Source organism: Burkholderia sp. PR2, assembly GCF_052372875.1.
In the GTDB taxonomy this organism is placed as follows: Bacteria; Pseudomonadota; Gammaproteobacteria; order Burkholderiales; family Burkholderiaceae; genus Burkholderia; species Burkholderia diffusa.
In genome coordinates, this window is sequence record NZ_JBQRWH010000004.1 from 3,189,998 (window position 1) to 3,215,401 (window position 25,404).

A 25,404-nucleotide genomic window follows, 5' to 3' on the forward strand; every position below is an offset into this window, starting at 1 on the left:
GGCGGCATTGCACCGCCCGCTGCCGGGTCAGACCACCGGGCCCGGTTCCTTTTCCTTGCGCAGGATCGCGTACAGGATGATCGCGCCGAACGTCGCCGTGCCGATCCCGCCGAGCCCGAAGCCGCCGAACTTCAGCGAGAAGTCGCCGGCGCCGAGCACCAGCGTGACGGCCGCGACGATCAGGTTGCGGTTGTCGGAGAAGTCGACCTTGTTGACGACCCAGATCCGCGCGCCCGTCACCGCGATCAGCCCGAACACGACGATCGACACGCCGCCGAGCACCGGGCCCGGAATCGTCTGGATCACCGCGCCGAACTTCGGCGAGAAGCCCAGCCCGATCGCGATCAGCGCGGCGACCGCGAACACCAGCGTCGAATAGATCCGCGTGACGGCCATGACGCCGATGTTCTCCGCGTAGGTGGTCACGCCCGTGCCGCCGACGCTGCCCGACACGATCGTCGCGAGCCCGTCGCCGATGAACGCGCGACCGACGTAGCGGTCGAGGTTGGTGCCCGTCATCGCGCTCACCGCCTTGATGTGGCCGAGGTTCTCCGCGACCAGGATCACCGCGATCGGCGCGAGCATCAGCATCGCGTGCGGATCGAAGACCGGCGCACGGAAGCTCGGCACGCCGAACCACGCGGCATGCGCGACGATCGAGAAATCGACCGGCTTGCCGAGGCCCATCCCGTTGGTGGCGATCGCATAGATCACGTAGGCGATCACCAGCCCGACGAGGATCAGCAGGCGCTGCATCATCCCGCGCGCGAACACGGCAACGCCGCCGACGCACAGCACCGTGACGAGCGCCATCACCGAGTCGAAGGTCGACGCCGACACGCCCTTGACCGCGATCGGCGCCAGGTTCAGCCCGATCACCGCGACCACCGCGCCGGTGACGACGGGCGGCATCAGCGTCTCGATCCAGCGCGTGCCGATCGCCTGCACCAGCGCGCCGAGCGCGACGTACACGACGCCGCACGCGATGATCCCGCCGAGCGCGACGGGGATGTTCGGGTTCGGCCCGCTGCCGCCGTAGCCCGTCACCGCGATCACGAGGCCGATGAACGCGAAGCTCGAGCCGAGGTAGCTCGGCACGCGACCGCCGACCAGCACGAAGAACAGCAGCGTGCCGATGCCCGACATGAAGATGCACAGGTTCGGGTCGAAGCCCATCAGCAGCGGCGCGAGCACGGTCGAGCCGAACATCGCGACGACGTGCTGCACGCCCATCGCGACCATCTGCGGCCACGCGAGGCGTTCGTCGGGGCCGACCACGCGCGAGGCGGCGCCGGTCGGTTGCACCCGCCAGCGCGGGAAGTAGGAATCGGACATGGGGAAAAGGGCTCCTGTCGAACGCCGGCTGCGGACGGTGCGCCGGTCTGGAATCTGGCGCGAGTTTACGGAGCGGAATTGGGGCTGGCAAGCGCGAACCGCCGGTGCAGCGGTCGTGCCGTCGGGCGGAGTGCCGGACGGCACGATTGCGCAGATGAAGGCCGACGAAGCCAGATGAAGGCCGACGGAGGCCTGCCGGCGCTCGCCGCGATGCAAGCGTGCGCTCACATCGCGGCGGGCGCCACGGGGGTCACGGATTGATGTACTGGAACAGCGACATGTTCTGCAACTGCGCGTACGCCTTCTGCGCGCCGCTCAGCGCGTTCTGCACCTGCAGGTACTGGCTGATGGTCGTCACCATGTTGGTGCTGGTCAGGTCCGACAGGTTGCTGCTCGTCTGCAGCGCCGCAGTCTGGTTGACGGCCTGCATCGCCTTGACTTCCTGCTCGCGGCCGCCGACCGATGCCAGCACCGTCTTGACGTTGCGCATCGTGTTGTTGATCTTCGTCGCGGCCGTGCCCATCGTGTTCGACAGCGCGGCGCTCGCCGTCGGGTTGCCGGTCACGGGCGTCTTCAACGCCGTGATCATCGAATCGAGCGTCGAGAACACGTCGACCCCGCTCGCCTGCGGCGCAGGCGTGACCGAAAAGGTGTCGTTGACCGACGGCGTGCCCGACACCGCCACCTTCATCCCGCTGCCGAGCGCGATCGCGGTGCCCGACGTGTAGGCCTGCGCGGGCGTGGTCGTCGGCGGCGACGCCGTATTGTCGGTCACCGTGTAGGTCGGCGCGGCCGCCGTGCCGCCGAAGGTGATCGTGAACTGATGCGCGTTCGTCGCGGCCGACGGGTCCGTCACCGTGACGTTGCCGATGGTGGCCGTGCCCGTGTTGCCCACGCCTGCCGCCTGCACCGGCGAGCTGCCCAGCGCCTGCACCGACATGAACACCGAAAGGCCCGAGTCGCCCTGCGGCACGCTGCGCGAATCGTCGATCTGTACCGTGCGCGTGCCCGTATCGCCGACATAGCTGATGCCGCCGGCCGCGTTCTTCGTGAACGGCGCCGCCGCATTCTTGTAGCCGGCGAACAGGTAGTTGCCCGCGCCGTCCGTCGAGTTCGCGAGCGACAACAACTGGTCGCGATAGCCCTCGAGCTGCGTCGCGAGCGCCGCGCGGTCGCTGTCCGCGAGCGAACCGTCGCCGGCGCGCACGATCACCGACTGGACGCTGCCGAGCACGGTGCCGACGTTCTGCAGCGTCTGGTCCTCGGCCTGCAGCGACGCGAGCGCCACGTTCTGGTTCGCCGCGTACTGCGACAGCGTGGCCGACGTCATCGACAACTGCACCGCCTGCGCCGCGCCCACCGGGTTGTCGGCCGGCGTCGTCAGGCTCACGCCGCTCGAGATCTGCTGGTAGAGCTGCGCGAGCTGGGCCTGCTGATCGTTCATCTGGCCAACGTTCAGCTGGTAGAACTGGGTCGTGGAAATCCGCATCGTTTCTATCCTCTCGAATCCGGTCAGCTGAACAGGCCCAGCACGGTCTGGAACAGCGACGACGCCGTCTGGATCACTTTCGCGTTCGCCTGGTAGAGCTGCTGGTACTGCATCAGGTTCGCGGCTTCCTCGTTCTGGTTCACGCCCGACACCGACTGCTGCGCGGACGTGATCTGGCCGACCAGCGCCGTCTGTGCCGTGCTCGACGACTTGAGCTGGCTCGCGGCGTTGCCGATGTTGTTCACGTAGTTCGCATAGGCGCCGGTGAGCGTCGTCGTGCCGCCGCCGAGCGTCTTCGCGTTGACGAGCTTCGACAGCGCGAGCGCGTTGCTGCCGTCGCTCGTGCCGCCCGCGTACGGTCCGATCGTGAACGAATCGCCGTCCGACGGCGTGCCCGACAGCGTGACGGTCACGCCATTCATCGCCCCGGCGGCCGTCCCGGACATCGTCATCGCCGCACCGGTCGTCGGGTCGTACGGCACGGAGTCGGTCGGCGTGTTGATCGTCACCGAAGTCGGCGGCGTGCCCGGGATCGTCACCGTGGTTCCGACCGGGAAGCCCGACAGCGACTTCGTCGCCGCGTCGTAGGTCAGCTTGGTCGACGGCACCTGGTAGCCGGCGCTCACCCCGCTCAGCGCGATCTTGGCGGTGCCGATGTTGGTGCTCGACGGCGACGTGATGGCCGGCGACGCGGCCGCGATCGCCGAGCCGCTCGTCGTCGCGAGGCCGAAGCCCGACAGCGCGCCGCGCGTCGGAAGCACGGTGAACTGGTCGCCGGCATTCATCGCGCCGGACGAGAACGAGAAGTTCAGCCCGCCGAGCGAAAGCGGCATCGGCCCGGCCTTCTGGTCGACCACCGCGCCGCTCGCGCGGTCGGTCAGCGTGTAGTTCGTGCCGTCGTACGACAGCGTGTAGTCGCTCGTCGTCGGCTGCGACGCGTTGGCGAACGAGACGGAAAGCGACGCGTTGCCGGTATTGCCCTGATTCGAATAGACGGCCGGGGCCGCCACCGTGAACAGGTTGCCGCCCGGCTTGCCCGACAGATCGATGCCGAGCGCGTTCTGCCCGTTGACCTGCGCGGCGAAACTGGCCGCGACCGCGCCGAGTTGCGCCTGCGCGGGGTCGAGCGTCTGGCTGCGGAACGCGAGCAGGCCACCGAGCGTGCCGCCCGACAGCGACGCATCCGGCAGCGCCTGGTTCGGGCCTGGCGGATTCGCGCCGGCGATCCCCTGCGACACGACGGTCAGCTCGCTCGGATCCGACGGCGACGTGACGGTCGCGAGCTGATAGCTCTTGTCGGCGAGAACGAGCGGCTGGCCGCCCGCGAGGAACACGCTGTAGCCGCTGTCGTTGCGCACCACCTGCACGCCTGCGAGGCTCGACAGGTTCGACACCGCGAGGTCGCGCTGGTCCATCAGCTGGTTCGGCGGCTGCCCCTGGCTGCTCGCCGCCGAGATTTGCTGGTTCAGATTGGCGATCTGCGCGGTGTACGTGTTGATCTGCGACACCGTGCTGGTGAGCTGCGTATTCACGCTCTGGCGCAGCGCGTCGTACTGCTGGCCGGCCGCATTGAGCTGATTCGCGAGGATCTGCGCGTTGCTGATCGCGGTCTGCCGCACCGACGGATCGGCGGCGCTGTTCGCGACGTTCTGCAAGCCGGTGAAATAGCCCGTGATCGCGGTCGAGATCCCGGCCGTCGGGCTGCCGACGTAGTTGTTCAGCTGCGCGACGAGCGAATACCACGTCGACAGCGCGCCGCCCTGCGACTGCGCGCTGTTCAGCTGGTCGCTCAGGTACTGGCTGTACTGCCGCTGCACCGTGACGGTGTTCACGCCCTGCGGCATGTACCCGCTCGACGTGTACTGGCCGCTCGCCTCGGCATAGACCGGGCGTTCGACCGAATAGCCGGGCGTCGCGGCGTTGCTGATGTTCTGACCGGTCGTCGTGAGGCCCCAGAGCGCGGCATTGAGGCCGCTGACACCGAGGTTCATGAGTGTGTTGGACATGCGCGATCCTGATGAGCCGGCCGCGCTGCGGCCGCCGGGTTGCGTAACTCCCGGTATAACGGCCGCGGATCGGAAAAATTGAGGGAAAAATGCGCATGCGACGCGCGCGTGCGCGTCGTCTGTCGAACGGCGCGGCGGACGCTGCCGGCACCGGTGCGAAAGCGGCCCCGGGCGGGGCCGCGAGACGGGAGTACGTCAGGCCCGGGCGAGCGAGCGGCGCTTCATCTCGAGCTGCGTGATCAGGCGCTGCAGCGTGTTCTCCGCGCTGCCCGGCAGCGACATGAAGCGAAAACCGAGCTGGAAGCGGCGCGAACCGTTCGGCATCTGGGTCGAACGCTGCGACACGAGCCGCAGGTCGAGCGACAGCGTGCCGTGGCCGGTCAGCTCGAGCTCGACGTCCGGCAGCAGCGTGCCGACCTCGAGCGCCTCGACACGCTCGTCGGCCGTGCGCAGGCCGACGCCGCCGAGCGACAGGTTATGCACCTCGAACACGAAGCTCTCGCCGTCCGGCAGCTTGCCGCGACACAGGAACGGATCGACGATCGGCGCATCGACACGGAAATACTCGCGGCGCTGGATGCACATCAGCACGTCGGGGAAATCGGCGACGAACGCGGGCAGCCCCTCGTAGCGCGTCTCGCGCGGCGTACTCGTGGTGAATTCCACGCGCACGCCTTCGGGCGCCGCCGCGAACGTGCAATGCGACGCGCCGAGGATGCCGGCGTTCTGCTCGGACAGCGCACCCCAGTCGAACGTGAACGTGCGCGCGCCGACGTCGACCTCGAGCAGGCGCGTGACGAGCTGGCCGCCCGGGTACTGGACGGTCAGGAAGTCGCCTCGGTTCACGAGGTTGCGCAGCTGCACGCCGATCTCCAGCGGATTGCGGCGGGCGTAGTCAGGCCCGGAATGGCCCGCATCCAGGCTCGGGTCGGTCGACGTTTCGATATTCATGGCTAGCCGGTTTTCTTTTCATGGGCGCCCGGGCAACCGGTGCGCAGTAAAACCGGGCCAGAACATGGCCCGGTTGCAGGTCTCACACACTTAGCGGCAGTGCTCACCGAAAGTTTAGATCGAAATGCCGGTTTTTTTCGCGCAAACGTTGAAACCGCGCGCGGCAGGGTGCCGGACGCGGTCCGTAAGACTGCAAGAAACGGGCGGCAGGCGGGGCCGTTCCGGCCCCTGCCCCGTCAACCGATCTGCTGCATGATCGAGATCAGCTTCTTCGCGTAGTTCGGGTCGGTCGCGTAGCCGGCCTTCTGCATCCCGTGCGCGAAGCCCTCGACGCTGCGGCTCGCGCTCAGCACGCCCGCGTAGCGCGGGTTGTTCTTCAGCAGGTTTGCATAATCGGTCATCGCGTGCTCGTACGAATCGTACGCGCGGAACTTCGCGACGACGCGGCGCGGCGTGCCGTTCACGTATTCGGTCGTCAGCGCCGACACCGTGCGGCCCGTCCAGCCCTTGTTCGCCTTGATGCCGAACACGTTGTAGCTCGTCGAGCCGTCGCTCGCGCGGATCTCGCGCTTGCCCCAGCCCGATTCGAGCGCGGCCTGGCCGACGATGAAGCGCGCCGGGATGCCGGTGGTCGCGCTCGCCGCCTGGGCCGGGCCGGCGAGCCGGTCGACGAACGCGTCGGCGTCCTGCGCGCCGCTCGCGCCCTTCAGCGGCGGCGTCAGCGCGCTGCCGGCCGTGTAGCCGCGCGCGCCGGCGAGCCCGCCGTTGTTCGCCGCGTTCGCGTAGGCCCTCGCCATCGCGTTCATCGCGGCCAGGCTGCCTTCGTTGCCCGACGTGCCCGAGCCGGCCGCACCCAGGCCGACCGCGCCGAGCCCGGCCGCGCCGGCGTCGGCCGCCGTGTCGCCGCCCGCGCCCTGCCCCGCGTTGCGCAGCAGCTGCTTCATCAGCGCGTCGGCCACGCCGATCCCGCGCTTCGACATCTGCTGCGCGAGTTGCTGGTCGAGCATCGACGTGTACATCTTCGACGTGTGCGAATCGAGCAGCCCGCCGTCGGGCGACGCGTCGCGCATGCTCTTGAGCATCATCTGCGTGAACATCGCGTCGAACTGGCCCGCGACCGCTTTCGCGCCGGCCTGCGGCGACTGCTTCGCCTGCGCGCGCAGCGCGTCGAAGCCCTGCACGTCGAGTGCGAAGCGCTGCGTCAGGTCATTCGCGTTCGGGAGGTTCGCTGCCATTTAGATGATCTCCAGATCGGCGCGCAACGCGCCGGCCGCCTTCATCGCCTGCAGGATCGACATCAGGTCCGCCGGCGTCGCGCCGAGCGTGTTCAGCGCCTTCACGACGTCGGCGAGGTTCGCGCCGGCCGTCACCATCTTCAGCGCGCCGTTGTCCTGCTTCAGCTGGATCTGCGATTGCTGCGCGACCACCGTCTGCCCGTTCGAGAACGGCCCCGGCTGCGACACCACGGGCTGCGTGTTGACGACCACCGACAGGTTGCCGTGCGCGACCGCGCAGCTTTGCAGCGTGACCATCTGGTTCATCACGATCGAGCCGGTGCGCGCGTTCAGGATCACCTTTGCGGCGGCCTTGTCCGGGCTCACGTCGAGGTTCTGCAGGCGCGCCATGAACGCGACCTGCTGCGCGGAATCCGCCGGCGCGGCGAGCTGGATCGTGCGGCCGTCGAGCGCCGTCGCGGTGCCCGGGCCGAAGCTCGAATTGACCGCGGACACGATCCGCTGCGCGGTGCCGTAATCCATGTCGTTCAGTTGCAGTTGCAGCACGCCGTTCATCTGCGCGATCGCGTTCGGCACCGAGCGCTCGACGATCGCGCCGCCGACGATCCGGCCGGCCGCGAGCTGGTTCACCTGCACGCGGCTGCCGTTCGCGCTCGCCCCCGCGCCGCCGACCGCCATGTTGCCCTGCGCGAGCGCGTACACCTGGCCGTCCGCGCCCTTCAGCGGCGTGAGCAGCAGCGTGCCGCCGCGCAGGCTCTTGGCGTTGCCGAGCGACGAGACCGTCACGTCGAGCGCCTCGCCCGGCCGCGCGAACGGCGGCAGTGTCGCGGTCACCATCACGGCCGCGACGTTCTTCAGCTGCATGTTGTTCAGCGACGACGTGCCGCCGTTCGCCGAGCCGTTGTTGATCGAGATGCCGAGGTTCGCGAGCATGTTCGCGAGCGTCTGCGTGGTGAACGGCGTCTGCATCGTCTGGTCGCCCGTGCCGTCGAGGCCGACGACGAGGCCATAGCCGATCAGCGGGTTGTCGCGCACGCCCTGGATCTGCGCGAGGTCCTTCAGGCGCTCCGCGTGCGCGGGTGCCGCGCCGAGCGCGCATGCCGCCAGCACGAACGCGGCGGCGAGCCGCGCGACGGCAGGCACGCGCGACACACGGGACGACAGGCGATGGAAAAGAGGCTGCTGCATCGTCATCACCACGGTGCGATGTTGAGGAAGAAGCGCTGCAGCCAGCCCATCGTCTCGGCTTCGTTGATGTAGCCCTTCGCCGAGTATTCGATCCGCGCGTCGGCCACCTGCGTCGAGTAGACCGAGTTCGCGCCCGAGATCGTGTTCGGGTTGACGACCCCGGAGAAGCGCACGAACTCGTTGCCCTGGTTGATCAGCATCTGCTTCTCGCCGCTCACGACGAGATTGCCGTTCGGCAGCACGTTGGTGACGGTCACGGTGATCGTGCCGTTGAACGTGTTCGCCGCGCTGGCGCCGCCCGTCGCCGCGAACTTGTTGCTGCCGGCCGCGGAGAGGTTCGCCTTCGCGAACAGCCCGCCGAGGAAGCCGGCCGTCGGCACGTTGAAGTCGGTGTTGCCTTGCCGGTTGGTATTCGCGCCCGACGACTTGGTCGCGTTGATGTTTTCCGCGATCACGATCGTCAGGATGTCGCCGATGTTGCGCGGCCGCTGATCCTCGAACAGCGGCCGGCCCGCGTAGCCCGGGTTGTAGATCGAGCCGGGCGCCTGCATCGACATCGGCATCGGCGGCTGCGCCGTCATCGGCTGCTGGATGATCGGGTCGCGCGGAATCTGCGCGCAGCCGGCGAGCGCGGCCACCGCGACCGCGCACGCGGCGCGGACGGGGGCTGACGGGAGGAGGCGAACCTGCTTCATGGCGACGACGGGACTTTCCGGTTAGCTCTTCATCTGCGTGACGGTCTGCAGCATCTGGTCGGACGTCGTCACGGCCTTGCTGTTGATCTCGTATGCACGCTGCGTCTGAATCATGTTGACGAGTTCCTGCACGACGTTCACGTTCGACGCCTCGACATAGCCCTGGTTGAGCACGCCGGCGCCGTTCAGGCCCGGCTGCGACACGTTCGGCGCACCCGACGACGTGGTCTCGGCGAACAGGTTCTCGCCCTTCGCCTCGAGGCCGGCCGGGTTGATGAAGGTCGCGATCTGCAGCGAGCCGATCTGCACCGCGTTGCTCGAGCCCGGCTGCGTGACCGATACGACGCCGTCCTTGCCGATCGTCAGCGACTGCGCGTTCTGCGGCACGGTGATCGCCGGCAGGATCTGGTAGCCGCTCGACGTGACGAGCTGGCCTTGCGCGTTGGTCTGGAACGAGCCGTCGCGCGTGTACGCGTTCGTGCCGTCCGGCATCAGCACCTGGAAGAAGCCCGCGCCGTTGATCGCGACGTCCTTCGAGTTGCCGGTCTGCGTGAGGCCGCCCTGCGTGTACAGGCGCTCGGTCGCGACCTGCTGCACGCCGGTGCCGAGCTGCAGGCCCGACGGCAGTTCGGTTTGCTGCGTCGAGTTCGCGCCCGGCTGGCGGATGGTCTGGTACAGCAGATCCTCGAACACCGCGCGCGACGCCTTGAAGCCGTTCGTGCTGGTGTTCGCGAGGTTGTTCGAGATCACGTCCATCTGCGCCTGCTGCGCATTCATGCCGGTGGCGGCGATGTAGAGCGATCGGTTCATGTTGAATCTTCTCCTGGTAGCGAGGGCCGTGCCGCTCAGCTGAAGTTGAGCAGCTGGTTCGCCGACTGCTCGTTCTGGTCGGCCGTCTGGATCAGCTTCGACTGCAGCTGGAACGCCCGTGCGTTGTCGATCATCGCGACCATCGCGGTCACCGGGTTCACGTTGCTGCCTTCGAGCGAATTCGGCGTGACGACCACGCCCGGGTCGGCGTCGGCCGGATTGCCGTCGGCGGTGCGGAACAGCCCGTCGTTGCCGCGCGTGAGCGTGGCAGGGTCGGGGTTCACGAGCTTCATCTGGTCGACGATCGCGACCGCCGTCGGCGGGTCGCCCGGCATCAGCGCGGACACCGTGCCGTCCTTGCCGATCGTCACTTCCGCGTTCGGCGGCACCGAGATCGGGCCGCCGTTGCCGATCACCGGCAGGTTGCTCGCGTTGACGAGCTGGCCGTTTTCGTCGACGTGCAGGTTGCCCGCACGCGTGTACGCCTCGCTGCCGTCGGCGGTCTGCACCGACAGCCAGCCGGCGCCCTGCACCGCGACGTCGAGCGGGTTGCCGGTGCGCGTGATCGGGCCCGGTGCGTAATCCGCGCCGGGCGTCGACGCGAGCACGTAGGTGCGCGTCGTCGTCGGGTCGATGTTGCTGCCGTCGCCGAAATTCATCGGCACCGCGCGATACGTCGCGAGTTGCGCGCGAAAGCCCGTCGTCGACGCGTTCGCGAGGTTGTTCGCGACGATCGCCTGCTGGTCGAGCGACTGCGACGCGCCCGTCATCGCCGTGTAGATCAGTCGGTCCATGGCTGCCGGTTATCCGCGCATTACAGGTTGATGAGCGTCTGGTCGACGGTCTGCTGCGTCTTGATCGTCTGCGCGTTCGCCTGGTAGTTGCGCTGCGCGGTGATCAGGTTGACGAGCTGCGACGTCAGGTCGACGTTCGAGTTCTCGAGCGCACTGCCCTGCAGCGCACCGTGGTTCGTGCTGCCCGGCGACGAAATCTGCGGCACGCCCGACGCGGACGATTCGGCGTACTGGTTGCCGCCGAGGTTGACGAGCCCGTTGGGGTTGTTGAAGTTCGCGAGCACGATCTGGCCGAGCACCGCCGTCTGGCCGTTCGAGTAGTTGCCGGTCAGCTTGCCGTCGGCGCCGATCGAGAAGGTCGTCAGCGTGCCGCTCGCATAGCCATCCTGCGCGAGATTGTTCACACCGTCCTTGCCGCCGTACTGCGTGGTGCCGGTCAGGTCGAGCGTGAGCTGCTGCGGCGTCGCCGAGCCGTCGGTGTTCGGGACGGTGAACTGGAACTGGCCGAGCGATGCGGTCGGGGTGGCCGGCGTGCCCGTCGTCGTGCTCTGGATCGCGCCCGACGAGTTGAACGTCACCGTGCCGAGATCCGTCGTGGCGCCGCCCTGCGTGCCTGCGTAGGCTTCCCACGTGCCGGCCGCCGATTTCACGAAGTACATGTTGACCGCCTGCGAGCCACCGAGCGAGTCGTACACCTGGATTGACGTCGAGTAGTTGTACGTCGTGGTGTCGGTCGCGCTGAACGGCGTCTTGGCCGGCACCGTGTCCTGCGAGTTCAGGTTGAACTGGGCGGAGATCTTGGTCGTCGCGGTCGGCGCGATGTTGGTGGTCGGCGCCTGCAGCGGCACGGTCTGCGCGGTGTTGATCACGCCGCCCGTGTTGGCCGCGTAACCCATCAGGTTGCGGCCTTGCGAATCGACGATGAAGCCGTTCTTGTCGCGCTGGAACGTGCCGTCGCGCGAGTACGTCGTCACGCCGTTGTTCGACATCTGGAAGAAGCCGTTGCCGTTGATCGCGACGTCGAGCGACGAGTTCGTCGTGTTGATCGTGCCTTGGCCGAATTGCTGCTGCACCGATGCGAGCGTCGTACCGATCCCGATCTGCGTGTTGACCGACGTCGCGACCGAGTTCGCGTACATGTCGGAGAACTGCGCGGTGCTCGACTTGAAGCCGACCGTGTTCGCGTTCGCGATGTTGTTGCCGATCACGTCGAGCGCGTTCGATGCGCCGGCGAGGCCGCTCAGACCCTGTTGATAACCCATTTCGGTCTCCGTTTTCGAGAAAGCTGGATCAGTTGGTGGTGGTCGTGCCGCCGGACGACGACGACGCGGTGTTCGGGAAGATCGACGCGACCTGGGTCAAGCCCACCGTCGTGCCGTTCGACAGCACGAGCCCTGCCGTGCCGTCGGCCTGCTTGATCACGCTCTGCACCTGCGCGGCCGCGAGCACGGTCGGCGCATACGTCTTGCCGTCCGAGCCCGTGTACTGCGCGCTCACGGTGTAGTTGCCGTCGGGCAGCGCGTTGCCGGCCGCATCCGTCGGCGTCCAGTTGAACGGCACCGTGCCGGCCGACTGCTTGCCCGCGTCGATCGTGTTGACGACGGCGCCCGAGCTGTTCTTCACGGTGATCGTCAGGTTCGACACGTCGCTCGTGAGCGACACGCCGAACGGCGACGCCGCGCCGCTCTTCACCGCGACGCTGTTGCCCGGCGCGAGCACGTTCGTGCCGATCAGCAGCGCGGCCTGCGTCTGCTGCCCGGCCGCGAGCTGGGTCGACAGCGACGTGAGCGACGTGTTCAGCTGCGCGATGCCGCTCACCGTGTTGATCTGCGCGAGCTGCGACGTCATCTGCGAGCTGTCGACCGGGCTCGTCGGATCCTGGTTCTGCAGCTGCGTGACGAGCAGCTTCAGGAACGTCGCCTGCAGGTCGCTCGCCGACGTGCCGTTCGTCGACACGTTGTTGGTGTTCATCGTGTCGGTCGGCAGGGTCGACACGTTGGTGCCGCTGCCGCCGATCGTCGTGCTGGAGGAAGTCATCCTGGGTGGCCTTGTTTCGGAACTGTCGGGTCTGGGTCTCGATGGGGAAGCACGCGCTGCGCGCGGCTTACGTGCCGATCGTCAGCGTCTTGAGCATCAGCGTCTTCGCGGTGTTCAGCGTCTCGACGTTGGCCTGGTACGAGCGCGACGCCGAGATCATGTTCACCATCTCCTGCACCGGATCGACGTTCGGCATCTGCACGTAGCCGTTCGCGTCGGCGGCCGGGTTCGCCGGGTCGTAGGTCGACTTCATCGGCGACGGATCATCGACCACCTTCGTCACGCGCACGCCGCCGACGCCCTGGCCGGACGCGGTGCGCGCGCCGCCGATCGGGTCAGTCGCGAACACGACCTGCTTCGCCTTGTACGGCTTGCCGTCGGGGCCGGTCGCGCTGTCGGCGTTCGCGAGGTTCGACGCGGTGACGTTCAGGCGCTGCGATTGCGCGGACAGCGCCGAACCGGCGACGCCGAAGATGTTCATCAACGAGGGCATGGGGGCTCCTTGTGCTCGGATACGGAAGCGGCGCGCGCTTACGAGTTCGTCGAGATCGCGGCGATCATCGCCTTGATCTGCTGGGTCATCACGGTCATCCCGGTTTCGTAGTGCAGCGCGTTGTTCGCGAACTGCACGCGCTCGACGTCGAGATCGACCGTGTTGCCGTCGAGCGACGGCTGCAGCGGCATCCGGTACTGCGCGCGACCGTAGTCGTCGGCCGGGCCGCCCGTCGGAATCAGCTTCGCGGTGCCGGCCATGTGGCCCGGCGCCGTCGACACCATCGTCATCCCGCTCGTCACGCCGGCCGGCTGCGCCATCGGCAATTGCGCGGCGTTGCTCGGCGCGAGGCCGCCGCCGGTCTGCTTCAGCGAGCGCGCGAGGGTCGACGCGAAATCGACGTCGCGGGCCTGGTAGCCGGGCGTGTCGGCGTTCGCGATGTTCGACGACAGCAGTTCCTGCCGATAGGCGCGCACGTCGAGCGCCTGTCGGCCGAACGCGAATTCGGCATCGAGTTTGTCCAGCATGTGTGCGTCTCTCCGTATGAAGCGCTGCACGCCCCCTTGCGCCGGATGGCGACCCAAGGGGCTTTTTTCCATGACAGCGATGGTAGGCGTCGGGCGCAACCGGCAATCGGACGAATAACGCGGCAAAGGCCCCCTCTATTCATCGTTTGCGCGACGGCCCGGCTCCCTAGAATGCGAATCGGATCAACGGCTTCGAGGACACGGCGATGACAGGCGCACTTCGCGGAAACGACGGACGCGGCACGCGCATGGCGCGTGCGTTCGCGCTCGCCGCGGCGCTGTGGCTCGCGGTGCCGCTTGCGCACGCGGACGACGGGATGATCGTGATTCCCGGACGCGGCGAGACGGCCGAGACCGCGCTCGCGCATGCGAACGCGGCGAGCGGCGGGCAGTTCGGCGGGAATGCGGGCACGGCGTCGGGTACGGGCATCGCGATGGCCGGCGGTGCGGGTGGCGCGGGCGGTGGCGCCGGCGTGACCGGCGCGGCCTCGGCCGGCTATGCGGCGCAGCCGGCCGGCGCGATGGTCGTGACGAGCGTCCCGCCGCCGGCCGCCGTGCCGGCGCCCGCGCCGCGCCCCGCCTACGCCGCCGCGCGCACGAACGCAGGCGATGACGCGCGGCGCGCCGCCGATCCGGGTGCCGTCGCGACCGTCGTCGCCGGCACGGCCGAACCCGCATCGAATCCCGCGCGAGCGGCCATCGCCGCGCGCATGGCGGCGGCCCGGGCCGCTTCAGCCGCGCCGGCCTCTCGCGCGCCGGGCGCTGCCGTGAACCCGGCCCAGGCCACCACCGCGTCCCAGCCGGCCACGCTGCCCGGCCAGCAGGACCCCGACACGATCCGGCGCACGGCCCTCGCGTTCCTGCAGCAGCAGGTCGCGGGCCTGCCGGGCAAGACCACCGCGACCGTCGCGGCCGCGTTTCCGCGCGGGCTCGCCGCGTGCACGACGCTCGAGCCGTTCCTGCCGACCGGTGCGCGCCTGTGGGGCCGCACGACGGTCGGCGTGCGCTGCGCCGGCGAGCGGCCGTGGACCGTCTATCTGCAGGCGAAGGTCGCCGTGCAGGCCACCTATTACGTCGCCGCTCGGCAGATCGCGCCCGGCGAGCCGCTCACCGCGGCCGACCTCGTCGCGCGCGACGGCGACCTGACGGTGCTGCCGCTGGCGGTGATCACCGATCCCGCGCAGGCGGTCGGCGCGATCGCGCTGGCCCGGATCTCGGCCGGGCTGCCGTTGCGCCAGGACATGCTGAAGAGTGCCGCGTCGGTGTCGGCCGGCCAGACGGTGCGGGTCGTCGCGGCCGGACCCGGCTTCACGATCTCGGCCGAGGGCAGCGCGCTCGCGAATGCGGCGCCGGGCCAGTCGGTGCGGGTCAGGATGGCGGCGGGCCAGATCGTCACGGCGATCGTCAAGGACGCCGGGACCGTGGAAATTCCGCTATAGGGACGGATCGCGCCGCAAGATTGTAAAGAATTGTTTATTCGGAGGATTTCGGGCTCACGATGCTAAAGTTCGGGCCGACCCGGCCGTTATCTGGGTCATACCGTACAGGAAACCCATCGTGAAGATCGATTCCACTCCGAACCCGAGCCCACTCGCGTCGACCGGCAACGGCGCGACCCGCGCGCAATCCGGCGCGGCATCGTCGTCGTCCGCGCAGGCGGCCGACGCAGGATCGACCGGCGGCGACACGACCGTGAACCTGTCGGGTCTGTCCGGCCAACTGCGTTCGCTGTCGGCCTCCGGCAGCGCCGACATCGACACGGCCCTCGTCCAGTCGATCAAGGACGCGCTGAACAACGGCACGTTGACGATCGACGTGAACAAGATCGCCGACGGCGTACTGAATACCGCCCGCGACCTGCTGCAAAAGCAGCGCCCGCAGGGCAACTGAGCCGGCCCGGGGCCCGTCACGCCCTGACCGGTCCCCTGGTTTGCCGGCATGCGGAGACGCGTGCCGGCGCGACGAGCATGACGCGATGAGAGAAGAGCTGCTGGCCACGGTCAACGACGAACACGCGACGGTCGAAGCGTTCGCGTCCCTGCTCGCCTACGAGGAAAAGGCACTGACGACGCCGGAGCCGCTTGAAATGCTGCCCGGCATCGTCGAGAAGAAAAGCGCGCTGATCGACCGGCTCGCGCAGCTCGAGCGCACGCGCGACACGCAGTTGTCCGCGCTCGGCTTTCCGGCCGGCAAGAAAGGGATGGACCAGGCCGCCGAGCGCGATGCCCGCCTCGCCGGCCGCTGGCAGTTGCTGCTGCAGGCCGCCGAACGCGCGCGCCAGGCCAATGCGACCAACGGGATGCTGATCCGGATCCGGATGGACTACAACGAGCGCGCGCTCGCGGTGCTGCGCTCGGCGCCCGCGCCGGCCGGGGTCTATGGCCCGGACGGGCGTGTGTCGGCGCTGATGCGTTGATGCACCGACTGCACCGATTGCCCCGATTCCACTGACGTACCGATCACGCCGGCGCACCGACGCGCCGGCTGCGCATCGCGCGGCCCTGCCGCGGCCGCGCGCACTTTCCCCGTCTTAAAGCAGCGGACACGCGGTGACCTGCGTGCCGCGTTCCACGCAAAGCCGTTCATAGTCGCGCAGGTACGCGCGCTCGTCGTCGTTCAGCAGCTCGACGTCGATCAGGTCCCAGTCGTAGCCGACCGTGACGATGTTCTCGAACGCCACGGTGTCCGATGCTTCGTCGTCCGCGCGCACGATCACGATGTTCTCGATCCGCACGCCGCCCTTGCCCGGCAGGTAGATGCCCGGCTCGACCGAAATCACCGCATTCGGCACCAGCCCGTACTGCGCGCCCGGCGCGAACCGCACACCGCCCTCGTGCACGTGGATCCCGACGCCGTGCCCGGTGCCGTGGCCGAAATCGTAGCCGTGGTCGCGGCACACCTGGCGCACCGTCGCATCGACGTCGCCGCCCGTCGCCGTCTTCGGGAAGCGCGTGACGAGCCCCTTGATGCACGCCTTCAGCGCGACCGTGTAGATCTCGCGCTGCCACGGCTGCGCGACCGTCTCCGGCTGCGTGCGACGCAGCACGACGCGCGTGCAGTCCGTCGCGAAACCGGCGTCGTAGTAAGCGCCGCTGTCGAGCAGCACGAGCTCGCCTTCCGTCAGCTCGACGTCGGCGCTCGCCGCCGTGTAGTGCGCGAATGCGCTGTTCGCGCCGTTCGCCGCGATCGACGGGAACGTCAGCGCGACCGCCGAGCGGGCGCCATACGCGTCGTTGATCGTGCGGGCCAGGTCGTACTCGGTATGGCGCTGCCCCGGCTCGCCGGCCTTCGCCCAGCGCATCGTTTCGGCGATCGCCGCCGAGCTGCGCGCGAACGCGTCGCGGAACCGGTCGAGCACCGCCGGCGTCTTGCCGGCCCGCAGCGCCTCCACCGGGTTGAAATCGGCGTGGCGCGCATGCGGCCACACGCGGCGCACCGACTCGACGAGCGCGCAGTTGACCGATTCGAACCCGTAGCACACGTGGTCGACCGCGAATTGCGCGAGGAAACGCTCGAGTTCGACGAAGTCGCGCCGGATCACGTGCAGCGCCGGATACGACGCCAGTTCGACCGGACATCGGTCGCAGCCTTCCGGCAGGAACAGCGCGACCTGCTCGCCGACCGCGAACAGGAAGCCCAGGTGCGACGATGCATTCGGGATGTGATAGCCGCGGCTGTTCAGCAGGTAAGCGAGATCGTCGGACGCGCATGTGAAGAACGCGGTCTTGCCGGGCGCCGCGCCGGTGTGCGCGGCGAGCCGCCGGTTCAGCGCGTCGAGGTTGTCCGCGACGCTCGCGCCGGTCATCGCGTCCGGCAGTTCGAAGATCGGCCGCTCGACCACCCAGCCCGGCAGCGCGATCGCGCGGTCGATTTCGCGCTCGACGAGGCTCGTCCAGTCGAGTGACGCCGCCTGCGTGCGCTCGACCAGCCGGTCGCGCTGCGCGACGCTGATCCGCAGCGCGTCGTAGCCGACGCGCGCGAGCCGGCTCGCGTGCGCGAGCAGCCAGTCGGCCAGCGCCTGCCAGATCGTCACGTTCATCCCGAGCTTTTCGATGCGCACGCGCGCCGGGTCGCACTGCTGTTCGGACTGCAGGTGATAGCGGCCGTCGACGAACAGCACGAACGGCGGCACGCCGAGCGCCTGCGCGGTCGCCGCGCTCAGGAAAATCCCGCAGCCGGCCGAGCCGTCGAAGCCCGACAGCGCGTAGCGCGGGTTGTTGCGGCGCGGCAGGTATTCGGTGATGTACTCGTCCTGCGACGTGACCACGACCGCGTCGAGCCGGGCGGCGTCGAGCAGTCGCGACAGGCCGGCCTGCGTGTCGGCGACGGACGCGTCGTACGAGGGAAGGCCGGAGAAGCTGTATTTCAGTCGATCGATCATCGGATACCCGTTATTGATTGTTGTCGGCGGCCGGCGGCGTCACGCGCCGGCGCATGCCTGGCGCGGCACGCCGCCCGTGCGGGGACGAAGCGCGGCCCGGCGGGCAGCCGTGCCGCGGTGTCGTTCCATCGACGGATTTTCGGGGAAATTTTTGTCTCACTTAACTTTGTTTGATGTGAGCGACAGAATCTAGAGCACGCTGAAATCGAGGTCAAGCCAAAATTTTCGTAGGCCTAAAATTGCCGGCACCGCGCGCGACGGCGGCGCGGCCCCACGTGGCCCTGCCTGGCGCATGGCGTCCTGGCGTCCGGGCGCCGGCGTGCGCGGTACAATGCGCCGGCATCGTCGTCCCGACGGCCGTGCTTCGTGCGATTCGCGGAAAGCCGCATCCCGGCGACGGCACCGCCCCTCCGCTCGCCTTGCGACTCGTTGCCACGAAAGAGATTCATGGATTCAGACATCATGCGTATCGGCCAGCGCATTCGCCGCCTGCGCCGGGAAGCGAAGAAGACGCTGCTGGAAGTCGCGACCGAAGCGAACCTGTCGGTCGGGTTCCTGTCGCAGGTCGAGCGCCACCTCACCGGCATCTCGCTGTCGTCGCTCGTCAACGTCGCGAAGGCGCTGAACGTGCCGCTCGGCACGCTGATCGACCAGCCGCGCCAGGCGCAGCCCGACTCGCACGCGGGACGCCGCGAACCGTACGCGGTCGATGCCGCGTCGCAGTGGTACGAGCGGCTGTCCACCACCTTCGACGGCAGTCAGATCAACGCGCTCAAGGTCCGGATGATGGAGGGCTACCGATCGGAATGGGTCGCGCATGGCGGCGACGAGTTCGTGTACGTGCTGACCGGCCGGCTTTGCTACACGATCGGCAAGAAGGATTACCCGCTGTCTGCCGGCGACTCGCTGCACTTCGACGCGAGGAAGCGCCACCGCGTCGCGAACGTTGGCGACGGGGCCGCCGAAATGATCGCGGTCGGCACGCTGCCGCTCTTCGACGACAACGGCGCCGAGCTGGGATCCGAGGCGATGAAGATCAGACTGCTCGCACGCGATGCCGGCGCGGCGCCGGGCGAACCGCGCGTGAGCCGCCGCAAACCCGCACCGAAGCGCGAGCGCGACGCGGATTCGATCGCGGCCGCGCCCGTCGACACGCCGACCCGCCCGGCGGCCAAGCCAGCGGCCGGGAAGCCGCGCGCGGCCGCCGGCAAACGTCCGGCCGCCGCCACCCCGGCCCGCCGCGCCACCGCCCGCACGAAACAATGACGGCAGCCGGCCGGGCGGCGCACCACGCCACCCGGCGCTTGCGCACTATTCCCCGATCGCCAGTGCCTGCTTGACGGCCTCGATGCGCGCGCGATGCACGGCGTCCTTGATCTGCATCGCATCGTTGGCGAAGCCGCGCGCGATCGCGCCCGCGTCGACGCTGCGCGCCGCCACCAGCGCCACGCGCAGCCGCTCGGCCTGCGGATACGGCTGCGTGTCGAGCCCGAGCCGGCCGCGCGCATCCGATTCGCACGCCTGCAGCATCTCGGCGAAGCGCGCGGGCTTGCGCAACGCGTCGCTGCGCTCGAAGAGCCGCACCAGCGCGGCTGCGCCCATTTCCATCACGCGATGCAGGTTGCCGTGCTCGCGCGCGACCACCAGCGCGAGATCGCGGCACTCGTTCGGCACCCGCAGCCGCTCGCACAACGGCTTGATGAGGTCGACGCTGCGGCCTTCGTGGCCGACATGGCGCGGCAGCACGTCGGCGGGCGTGGTCGCCTTGCCGAGATCATGCGTGAGCGCCGCGAAACGCACCGGCAGCGAGTAGCCCTGCTTCGCTGCGTAGTCGACGACCATCATCACGTGCACGCCCGTGTCGACTTCCGGGTGGTAGTCGGCGCGCTGCGGCACGCCCCACAGCGCGTCGACCTCGGGCAGGATGCGCGCGAGCGCGCCGCACTCGCGCAGCACCGCGAACATCCGCGACGGCTTCACCTCCATCAGCCCGCGCGCGATCTCCTGCCACACGCGCTCGGGTACCAGCGCGTCCGCTTCGCCCGCGTCGACCATCCGCCGCATCAGCGCGAGCGTATCGTCCGCAACCGTGAAATCCGCGAAGCGCGCGGCAAAGCGCGCGATCCGCAGGATCCGCACCGGATCCTCGACGAACGCGTCGCCGACGTGTCGGAACACCCGTGCACGCAGGTCGGCCTGCCCGTCGAACGGATCGATCACCGGGCCGACCAGCGCGCCCTCCGGGCTCACTTCACGCGCCATCGCGTTGATCGTCAGGTCGCGCCGCGCGAGGTCCTCGTCGAGCGTCACGTCCGGCGCGTAGTAGAACTGGAAGCCGTGATAGCCGGCCGCCGTCTTGCGTTCGGTGCGCGCGAGCGCGTATTCCTCCTGCGTATCCGGATGCAGGAACACGGGGAAATCCTTGCCGACCGGCCGGAAGCCCTGCGCGGCCATCTGCTCGGGCGTCGCGCCCACCACCACGTAGTCGCGGTCCTGCACCGCCACGCCGAGCAATTCGTCGCGGATCGCTCCGCCTACTGCGTAGATGTTCATGGCGTCGGTTCGTATTCGGCGATCACGTGGGTTTCGCGGCGCGCGGCATCGATCCAGCGCTGCACCGCCGGCAGCGCCGTCACGCGCGCGGCATACCCGGCCGCCTCCGGCGACAACTCCGGCGCATACGTGTTGAAACGCATCACGACGGGCGCATACATCGCATCGGCAATCCCGAATTCACCGAACAGGAACGGTCCGCCCGATGCCTCGATGCATGCACCCCACAGCGCGTCGATGCGCGCGACGTCGGCAAGCGCATCGGGCGTCGCACCGCGCCCCGGCATCGACGCGCGCACGTTCATCCCCATCTGCGTGCGCAGCGCGGCGAAGCCCGAGTGCATCTCGGCCGAGATGCAGCGCGCATGCACGCGATCGAGCGGATCGGCCGGCCACATCGGGAACTGCGGATAGCGCTCGGCGAGCGTCTCGGCGATCGCGAGCGAATCCCAGATCGCGACGCCGTGGTCGTCGATCAGGCACGGCACCTTGCCGGTCGGCGAATACTCGCGGATGCGCGCGGCCGTGTCGTCGCGGCGCAGCTCGATGGCGATCTCGTCGAACGGGATGCCGAAATGCGCGAGCAGCAGCCACGGCCGCATCGACCACGACGAGTAATTCTTGTCTCCAATGATGAGTTTCATGGCGAGGTTCCGAAAAGCGCGAAAGTGAATGACGGAAGCGACGGCCCGCGACGCCTAGCGGCGCGAGCGGAACCAGTCGAAGCGGGAGCGCCGCGCGGCATGGCCGAGATACGCGGGCGCGATGCTCTCGAGACTCGCGGGCGCGATCCCGAGTTCGGGCGCGAGCGGCCCGGACAGCACGTTCGGCACCGACATCGACGCGAGATTGTCGCGCGTGATCACCGGCTCGCCGGGCAGGCATTCGAACACGCTCGCCTGCAGCCGCGCGAGCGCGTCGGGCAGGCGCACGATGCGTGCCTGACGGCCGACCAGCGTGCCGCAATAGCGCACCAGTTGCTCGAGCGTGTAGACGGTCGGGCCGCCGAGTTCGTAGGTCTTGCCGTGCGCGGCCGCGAGATCGAGCGTGTTGACGAACGCGCGCACGACGTCGCCGACGAACACCGGCTGGAAGCGCGCGTCGGGCATCGCGAGCGGCAGCACCGGCAGCGTGCGCTGCAGGTTCGCGAACGTGTTCAGGAACGCGTCGCCGGGGCCGAACACGACCGATGGGCGGAAGATCGTCAGCGCGAGCGAATCGGTCGCCGCGACCGCATGCAGCGCGGCCTCGCCGTCGCCCTTCGAGCGCTGGTACATGCTCGGGCCGTGCGAATCGGCGCCGAGCGCGCTCATGTGCAGCACGCGCCGCACGCCGACTTCGACGCACGCGGCGGCCAGCGCGGCCGGCAGCGCGACGTGCGCGCGCTCGAACCCGGGCCCGTACGGCGTGCCGCGGCCGCCGTGCAGCACGCCGACGAGGTTGACGGCCGCATGCGCGCCGGCAACGAACCGCGCCAGCGTGCGCGTATCGAGATCGTCGAGCTCGACGATCTCGATCGGCAGCATCTGCAGGTGGCGTGCATGCTCGCGCCGCCGCGTGCCGATCCGCACCTGCTTGCCGGCGTCGATCAGCGCATTGACGAGCCGGCTGCCGATGAAGCCGGTGCCACCCAACAGCGCGACGGTCTGACGATCCATGATGGTGACCTCAAAAGCACACTGCCGCGTCTCGCGCGGCAGTGTGAAGATGGCGGATCAGGGCGAGATCATGCCTAGGCGTTTTTTCAACGACTGCGGTTTGCCTTCGAAGAGCGCCGCGTAGTAAACGGTATTCGACAGCACGTTCTTCACGTAGTCGCGCGTCTCGTTGAATGGAATCGTCTCCGCGAAGATCGCGCCTTCGACCGGCTGCGTCAACACCTGGCGCCACTGGCGCGGCCGGCCCGGGCCCGCGTTGTAGCCGGCCGTCGCCAGCACCGGCGAGCTGTCGAAGTTGTTGTAGATGTCCGACAGGTACCAGGTGCCGAGCTGGATGTTCGTATCGATGTCATGCATCTGCGCACGCGTGATCGTGCCCATCCCGAGCTTCTTCGCGACGATCTGCGCGGTGGCCGGCATCAGCTGCATCAGCCCGCCCGCGCCGACCGACGAACGCGCGTTCGTGATGAAGCGCGATTCCTGGCGGATCAGCCCGTACGCCCATTCGACGTCGAGGCCGGTCGACTGCGCGTAGCGCTCGACGATGTCTCGGTACGGCGACGGGTAGCGCAGCGTGAAATCGTGCTCGGCCTTCGTGCGGTCGGCCGTGTTGACCGTGCGGTCGAGCAGGTCGATGCGCTTGCCGTATTCGGCGGCCGCGAGCAGCTGGCGATCAGTCATCCCGCGCAGCGGCCAGTTCCATTCGCGGTTGCCTTCGAGGCGCAGGTTCAGCCCATAGAAGCGTTGCGCGAGCGCGAAGCCCGGGATCTTGCTCATCGCGTCGACGTCGGCGTCGCTCACCTTCGTGCGCGGCGGGATCGACGTGCGCTGGCCGAGCTCCTCGCCGGCGAGCTGTCCGTAGAAGTTGAACTGGCCCGCGACCTGCTCGAATTCCTGGTTCGCCTGCAGCGTGTCGCCGCTCTGCTTGAGCGCGCGTGCATGCCAGTAGATCCACGCCGGATCGCTGCGCAGCGACGGCGGCATCTGTTCGATCGACCAGCGCACCATCGGCCAGTTGCCGACGAGCAACGCGGCGCGCGTGCGCCATTCGTAACCCGGGTTCGACAGCGGCGCGTTCGCGGATTTCGCATACCAGACCGAGGCGAGCGCCGAGCGCTTGATCGCCCCCTGGTAGCCGATCGCACCCCATGCGATCGCCTGCTCCTGCTTCGTCAGCGAGCCGGCGATCGACGTCAGCATTCCCGCCGCGGCGTCCGGATCGTTGCGCGCCATGCGGCCGAGCGCGATCAGCGCGAGCTGGTGCGATGCCGCGTCGGGGCCGACGCCGCGCGCGAGGTACAGCGGCGGCGCGCTGGTTGCCTGGTCGAAGCCGACCGGCCGCGGCCCGAGCGCGTCGACGATCTTCCCGCCAAGTGTCGTGTAGTTCTGCTCGTACGCGAGGCGTGCCTGCAGCCACACGTCGTCGCTCGTGAACTGCTGGTTGACGGTAAGCGCCGTAATCAGGTCGACACAGGCGTCGCCGTAGTATTTCGGCTCGACGAGCAGCGCGCGCGCCGCCTCGGCGACGTTCTCGCCGCGCGCCGCGCGCGATTCGAGCGCGTAGCACTTGACCTGCGTGTCGTCGTCGAGCACGAAGCGCTTGTACTGGTCGTCGAAGCTGCGCCAGTCGTGGCGCGCGCCGAGCACGAGCAGGTAGTCGTTGCGCAGGCGGTCGGCGATTGCCTGGCCGTCGTAGCGCTGCAGGAACGACTGCACGGGGGCGTCGGGAGCGTCGACACGTGCGCGGCCCGTCGAATCGAACAGTTGCGGCTTGATCTGGAAATACTCGACGTAGGACGGGACCGGATAGTTCGGAATCATCGCCGCGAGCTGCGCGGCCTTCGCGGCGTCGTTGCGGCGCGCGGCTTCGCGCAGCTGCACGAAGATCTGGTCGTCCCCGGCGAGCGTGTCGTCGTTCGGTGCGGCGCACGCGGCCGTGCCCGCGACGAGCGCGGCGGCCGAAAGCGCGAACGCGACCGCGCGATATACTCGGAAAAGGCTGTTCGACATCGTTTTGAATGGAGCACGAAGTGAGCGAAAGCATAGCATGCAACCCTGTGCCGAACCCGAAGGTTGCACTGCGCAAAGCGCTGTCCGGCGCGCGTCGCGACGCCGCGTCGCAGCCCGCCGCGAATGCCGCGCTCGACGCGCGGCTGCGCCTGTTGCTCGAACGGCTCGCACCGCGCACGGTCGGCTTCTACTGGCCGCTGCCGGGCGAATTCGACGCACGCGACGCGGTGCTCGCGTGGTCCGCGGCAGGCTCAGGTCGCCGCGCCGCGCTGCCGGTGATCGGCGAGAAGCACACGCCGCTCGCGTTCCATGCGTGGGATGCGCACACGCCGATGCGCGAAGGGCATCACCGGATTCCGGAGCCGGCGTCCGGGGTCGTCGTCGTGCCCGATCTGTTGCTGATTCCGTGTGTGGGATTCGATCTGCAGCGCTACCGGCTCGGCTATGGCGGCGGCTATTACGACCGCACGCTCGCGGTATGGCCGGGCGAGACGCTGCCGGTGACGGTCGGCATTGCGTATGAAGCGTGCCGCGTGGATGCGCTGCCGGCCGAAGCGCACGATCTCGCGATGCGCTGGATCGTGACCGACGGCGCGCTTTACCCGGCCGCCGGATGACGGGGCGCGCGACGCGGCGTCTGCGGCATGCCGCGCGTCACCGCGTCGACCGTCCTGTCCGCAATCGTTTACAGCGACGCCGCCGCGCGCGCGGCGGTGTCGTAGAGGCCCGATGCGTGGCGCAGCAGCTGCGCCGCGTCGCCGATCTGCTCGTTGGTGAGGCCGCTGTCCTTCAGCGTCTCGATCAGGCAATGCTCGCGCACCTCCCGATACTTCATGCACAGCTCGCGGCCCGCGTCGGTCGCGAAGAAGAACACTTCCTTGCCGCTCTTCTCGCTTTTCACATAGCCGCGCGCGATCAGTTTTTTCAGCGCATAGGTCGCGACGTGCGTATCCTCGATATTGAGCACGAAGCAGATGTCGGCGAGCTTCTTCTTGCGTTCGCGATGGCTGACGTGATGCAGCAGCGACACCTCGACCGCCGTCATGTCCTTCGCACCCGCGGCCGACATGCAGCGCACCATCCAGCGGTTGAAGGCATTGCCGGCCATGATGAGCCCGTATTCGAGTTCCGACAGCTCCGCGCTCGAATCGGAAACGAGGTGTTCGGATGACACGATCTTGGTCGGGGGACGCTTCATGGAAAGGCGGCGCAAGCAGGATGTCAGGGTGTGCCGAGTGTACG

The 25,404-nt window shown here is 68.7% G+C and carries 24 protein-coding genes; 5 read left to right on the plus strand and 19 right to left on the minus strand.

The window, feature by feature from the left end; translation table 11 throughout:
- Positions 1 to 27 precede the first annotated feature (27 nt).
- From ACT2FV_RS31955 to flgB, 13 genes are all read right to left on the minus strand, one after another.
- Positions 28 to 1,335, minus strand: a complete 1,308-nt coding sequence (locus tag ACT2FV_RS31955; RefSeq protein ID WP_124902973.1) for a solute carrier family 23 protein — start codon at positions 1,333 to 1,335, stop codon at positions 28 to 30.
- A gap of 250 nt (positions 1,336 to 1,585) precedes the next feature.
- Positions 1,586 to 2,824, minus strand: a complete 1,239-nt coding sequence (flgL, locus tag ACT2FV_RS31960) for a flagellar hook-associated protein FlgL (RefSeq protein ID WP_444505399.1) — start codon at positions 2,822 to 2,824, stop codon at positions 1,586 to 1,588.
- A 23-nt stretch (positions 2,825 to 2,847) separates the two neighbouring features.
- A complete protein-coding gene (flgK, locus tag ACT2FV_RS31965) occupies positions 2,848 to 4,830 on the minus strand; it encodes a flagellar hook-associated protein FlgK (protein WP_444505400.1) in 1,983 nt (660 codons plus the stop codon).
- A gap of 195 nt (positions 4,831 to 5,025) precedes the next feature.
- Positions 5,026 to 5,781, minus strand: coding sequence for a flagellar brake protein (locus ACT2FV_RS31970; RefSeq protein ID WP_124626932.1), 756 nt, complete (start codon positions 5,779 to 5,781; stop codon positions 5,026 to 5,028).
- A gap of 236 nt (positions 5,782 to 6,017) precedes the next feature.
- The gene (gene flgJ, locus ACT2FV_RS31975; protein WP_059607357.1) at positions 6,018 to 7,016 is read right to left on the minus strand and encodes a flagellar assembly peptidoglycan hydrolase FlgJ; all 999 of its coding nucleotides are present in this window, start codon (positions 7,014 to 7,016) and stop codon (positions 6,018 to 6,020) included.
- Entirely contained in the window at positions 7,017 to 8,204 is a 1,188-nt protein-coding gene (locus tag ACT2FV_RS31980) for a flagellar basal body P-ring protein FlgI (protein WP_059607544.1), read from the minus strand.
- Between the two features lie 5 nt (positions 8,205 to 8,209).
- Positions 8,210 to 8,899, minus strand: coding sequence for a flagellar basal body L-ring protein FlgH (flgH, locus tag ACT2FV_RS31985; RefSeq protein ID WP_151052119.1), 690 nt, complete (start codon positions 8,897 to 8,899; stop codon positions 8,210 to 8,212).
- A gap of 21 nt (positions 8,900 to 8,920) precedes the next feature.
- Positions 8,921 to 9,709, minus strand: a complete 789-nt coding sequence (flgG, locus tag ACT2FV_RS31990; protein ID WP_014895799.1) for a flagellar basal-body rod protein FlgG — start codon at positions 9,707 to 9,709, stop codon at positions 8,921 to 8,923.
- A gap of 35 nt (positions 9,710 to 9,744) precedes the next feature.
- A complete protein-coding gene (gene flgF, locus ACT2FV_RS31995; protein ID WP_059607361.1) occupies positions 9,745 to 10,503 on the minus strand; it encodes a flagellar basal-body rod protein FlgF in 759 nt (252 codons plus the stop codon).
- A 20-nt stretch (positions 10,504 to 10,523) separates the two neighbouring features.
- The gene (gene flgE / locus ACT2FV_RS32000; RefSeq protein WP_059607363.1) at positions 10,524 to 11,765 is read right to left on the minus strand and encodes a flagellar hook protein FlgE; all 1,242 of its coding nucleotides are present in this window, start codon (positions 11,763 to 11,765) and stop codon (positions 10,524 to 10,526) included.
- A gap of 28 nt (positions 11,766 to 11,793) precedes the next feature.
- Complete coding sequence (gene flgD / locus ACT2FV_RS32005) at positions 11,794 to 12,540, minus strand: flagellar hook assembly protein FlgD (protein ID WP_124626945.1); 747 nt, start codon at positions 12,538 to 12,540, stop codon at positions 11,794 to 11,796.
- Positions 12,541 to 12,607: 67 nt separating this feature from the next.
- Entirely contained in the window at positions 12,608 to 13,033 is a 426-nt protein-coding gene (gene flgC / locus ACT2FV_RS32010; RefSeq protein ID WP_059448498.1) for a flagellar basal body rod protein FlgC, read from the minus strand.
- A gap of 38 nt (positions 13,034 to 13,071) precedes the next feature.
- Positions 13,072 to 13,560: a flagellar basal body rod protein FlgB gene (flgB, locus tag ACT2FV_RS32015; RefSeq protein WP_059448497.1), complete on the minus strand. Its 489-nt coding sequence runs from the start codon at positions 13,558 to 13,560 to the stop codon at positions 13,072 to 13,074.
- A gap of 206 nt (positions 13,561 to 13,766) precedes the next feature.
- Between flgB and flgA the strand changes: the two genes are divergently transcribed.
- From flgA to ACT2FV_RS32030, 3 genes are all read left to right on the plus strand, one after another.
- Positions 13,767 to 14,999, plus strand: coding sequence for a flagellar basal body P-ring formation chaperone FlgA (flgA, locus tag ACT2FV_RS32020; RefSeq protein WP_175867837.1), 1,233 nt, complete (start codon positions 13,767 to 13,769; stop codon positions 14,997 to 14,999).
- Positions 15,000 to 15,117: 118 nt separating this feature from the next.
- Positions 15,118 to 15,450, plus strand: a complete 333-nt coding sequence (gene flgM / locus ACT2FV_RS32025; RefSeq protein ID WP_124626948.1) for a flagellar biosynthesis anti-sigma factor FlgM — start codon at positions 15,118 to 15,120, stop codon at positions 15,448 to 15,450.
- A gap of 85 nt (positions 15,451 to 15,535) precedes the next feature.
- Positions 15,536 to 15,976, plus strand: a complete 441-nt coding sequence (locus ACT2FV_RS32030; protein WP_039317824.1) for a flagella synthesis protein FlgN — start codon at positions 15,536 to 15,538, stop codon at positions 15,974 to 15,976.
- A gap of 114 nt (positions 15,977 to 16,090) precedes the next feature.
- Here ACT2FV_RS32030 and ACT2FV_RS32035 read toward each other — a convergent pair whose 3' ends face one another.
- Positions 16,091 to 17,941, minus strand: coding sequence for a M24 family metallopeptidase (locus ACT2FV_RS32035; protein ID WP_444505401.1), 1,851 nt, complete (start codon positions 17,939 to 17,941; stop codon positions 16,091 to 16,093).
- A gap of 447 nt (positions 17,942 to 18,388) precedes the next feature.
- On the opposite strand from ACT2FV_RS32035, the gene ACT2FV_RS32040 reads away from it, so the two are divergent.
- Positions 18,389 to 19,207 carry a helix-turn-helix domain-containing protein gene (locus ACT2FV_RS32040; RefSeq protein WP_174920043.1) on the plus strand — a complete coding sequence of 273 codons (819 nt, stop codon included), beginning with the start codon at positions 18,389 to 18,391 and terminating at the stop codon, positions 19,205 to 19,207.
- Between the two features lie 45 nt (positions 19,208 to 19,252).
- On the opposite strand, the gene ACT2FV_RS32045 is transcribed toward ACT2FV_RS32040, so the two are convergent.
- The 4 genes from ACT2FV_RS32045 to ACT2FV_RS32060 are packed head-to-tail and all read right to left on the minus strand — an operon-like array spanning position 19,253 to position 24,162.
- A complete protein-coding gene (locus ACT2FV_RS32045) occupies positions 19,253 to 20,494 on the minus strand; it encodes a multifunctional CCA addition/repair protein (RefSeq protein ID WP_444505402.1) in 1,242 nt (413 codons plus the stop codon).
- Entirely contained in the window at positions 20,491 to 21,138 is a 648-nt protein-coding gene (locus tag ACT2FV_RS32050; RefSeq protein ID WP_059607377.1) for a glutathione S-transferase family protein, read from the minus strand. Before ACT2FV_RS32050 ends, ACT2FV_RS32045 begins: the two co-directional genes overlap by 4 nt.
- 54 nt (positions 21,139 to 21,192) lie before the next feature.
- Positions 21,193 to 22,152, minus strand: a complete 960-nt coding sequence (locus ACT2FV_RS32055; protein ID WP_174909397.1) for a complex I NDUFA9 subunit family protein — start codon at positions 22,150 to 22,152, stop codon at positions 21,193 to 21,195.
- A 57-nt stretch (positions 22,153 to 22,209) separates the two neighbouring features.
- Entirely contained in the window at positions 22,210 to 24,162 is a 1,953-nt protein-coding gene (locus ACT2FV_RS32060) for a lytic transglycosylase domain-containing protein (RefSeq protein WP_124902957.1), read from the minus strand.
- An 8-nt stretch (positions 24,163 to 24,170) separates the two neighbouring features.
- On the opposite strand from ACT2FV_RS32060, the gene ACT2FV_RS32065 reads away from it, so the two are divergent.
- Entirely contained in the window at positions 24,171 to 24,779 is a 609-nt protein-coding gene (locus ACT2FV_RS32065) for a 5-formyltetrahydrofolate cyclo-ligase (RefSeq protein ID WP_059607382.1), read from the plus strand.
- 68 nt (positions 24,780 to 24,847) lie between these two features.
- Here the strand turns inward: ACT2FV_RS32065 and ACT2FV_RS32070 are convergent, their stop codons facing one another.
- A complete protein-coding gene (locus ACT2FV_RS32070; RefSeq protein ID WP_059607383.1) occupies positions 24,848 to 25,360 on the minus strand; it encodes a winged helix DNA-binding protein in 513 nt (170 codons plus the stop codon).
- Positions 25,361 to 25,404: the final 44 nt, after the last annotated feature.

Excerpts from the sequence above, each read along its gene's own strand:
- flgA (WP_175867837.1), top strand. The coding sequence starts at position 13,767 with ATGACAGGCGCACTTCGCGGAAACGACGGACGCGGCACGCGCATGGCG.
- flgF (WP_059607361.1), bottom strand. The coding sequence starts at position 10,503 with ATGGACCGACTGATCTACACGGCGATGACGGGCGCGTCGCAGTCGCTC.
- ACT2FV_RS31955 (WP_124902973.1), bottom strand. The coding sequence starts at position 1,335 with ATGTCCGATTCCTACTTCCCGCGCTGGCGGGTGCAACCGACCGGCGCC.
- flgG (WP_014895799.1), bottom strand. The coding sequence starts at position 9,709 with ATGAACCGATCGCTCTACATCGCCGCCACCGGCATGAATGCGCAGCAG.
- ACT2FV_RS32065 (WP_059607382.1), top strand. The coding sequence starts at position 24,171 with ATGGAGCACGAAGTGAGCGAAAGCATAGCATGCAACCCTGTGCCGAAC.
- ACT2FV_RS32060 (WP_124902957.1), bottom strand. The coding sequence starts at position 24,162 with ATGTCGAACAGCCTTTTCCGAGTATATCGCGCGGTCGCGTTCGCGCTT.
- ACT2FV_RS32045 (WP_444505402.1), bottom strand. The coding sequence starts at position 20,494 with ATGAACATCTACGCAGTAGGCGGAGCGATCCGCGACGAATTGCTCGGC.
- ACT2FV_RS32050 (WP_059607377.1), bottom strand. The coding sequence starts at position 21,138 with ATGAAACTCATCATTGGAGACAAGAATTACTCGTCGTGGTCGATGCGG.
- flgC (WP_059448498.1), bottom strand. The coding sequence starts at position 13,033 with ATGCCCTCGTTGATGAACATCTTCGGCGTCGCCGGTTCGGCGCTGTCC.
- ACT2FV_RS31980 (WP_059607544.1), bottom strand. The coding sequence starts at position 8,204 with ATGCAGCAGCCTCTTTTCCATCGCCTGTCGTCCCGTGTGTCGCGCGTG.
- ACT2FV_RS31970 (WP_124626932.1), bottom strand. The coding sequence starts at position 5,781 with ATGAATATCGAAACGTCGACCGACCCGAGCCTGGATGCGGGCCATTCC.
- flgL (WP_444505399.1), bottom strand. The coding sequence starts at position 2,824 with ATGCGGATTTCCACGACCCAGTTCTACCAGCTGAACGTTGGCCAGATG.
- ACT2FV_RS32070 (WP_059607383.1), bottom strand. The coding sequence starts at position 25,360 with ATGAAGCGTCCCCCGACCAAGATCGTGTCATCCGAACACCTCGTTTCC.
- ACT2FV_RS32030 (WP_039317824.1), top strand. The coding sequence starts at position 15,536 with ATGAGAGAAGAGCTGCTGGCCACGGTCAACGACGAACACGCGACGGTC.
- flgJ (WP_059607357.1), bottom strand. The coding sequence starts at position 7,016 with ATGGCAGCGAACCTCCCGAACGCGAATGACCTGACGCAGCGCTTCGCA.
- flgB (WP_059448497.1), bottom strand. The coding sequence starts at position 13,560 with ATGCTGGACAAACTCGATGCCGAATTCGCGTTCGGCCGACAGGCGCTC.
- flgH (WP_151052119.1), bottom strand. The coding sequence starts at position 8,899 with ATGAAGCAGGTTCGCCTCCTCCCGTCAGCCCCCGTCCGCGCCGCGTGC.
- ACT2FV_RS32040 (WP_174920043.1), top strand. The coding sequence starts at position 18,389 with ATGGATTCAGACATCATGCGTATCGGCCAGCGCATTCGCCGCCTGCGC.
- ACT2FV_RS32055 (WP_174909397.1), bottom strand. The coding sequence starts at position 22,152 with ATGGATCGTCAGACCGTCGCGCTGTTGGGTGGCACCGGCTTCATCGGC.
- ACT2FV_RS32035 (WP_444505401.1), bottom strand. The coding sequence starts at position 17,941 with ATGATCGATCGACTGAAATACAGCTTCTCCGGCCTTCCCTCGTACGAC.
- flgD (WP_124626945.1), bottom strand. The coding sequence starts at position 12,540 with ATGACTTCCTCCAGCACGACGATCGGCGGCAGCGGCACCAACGTGTCG.
- flgE (WP_059607363.1), bottom strand. The coding sequence starts at position 11,765 with ATGGGTTATCAACAGGGTCTGAGCGGCCTCGCCGGCGCATCGAACGCG.
- flgK (WP_444505400.1), bottom strand. The coding sequence starts at position 4,830 with ATGTCCAACACACTCATGAACCTCGGTGTCAGCGGCCTCAATGCCGCG.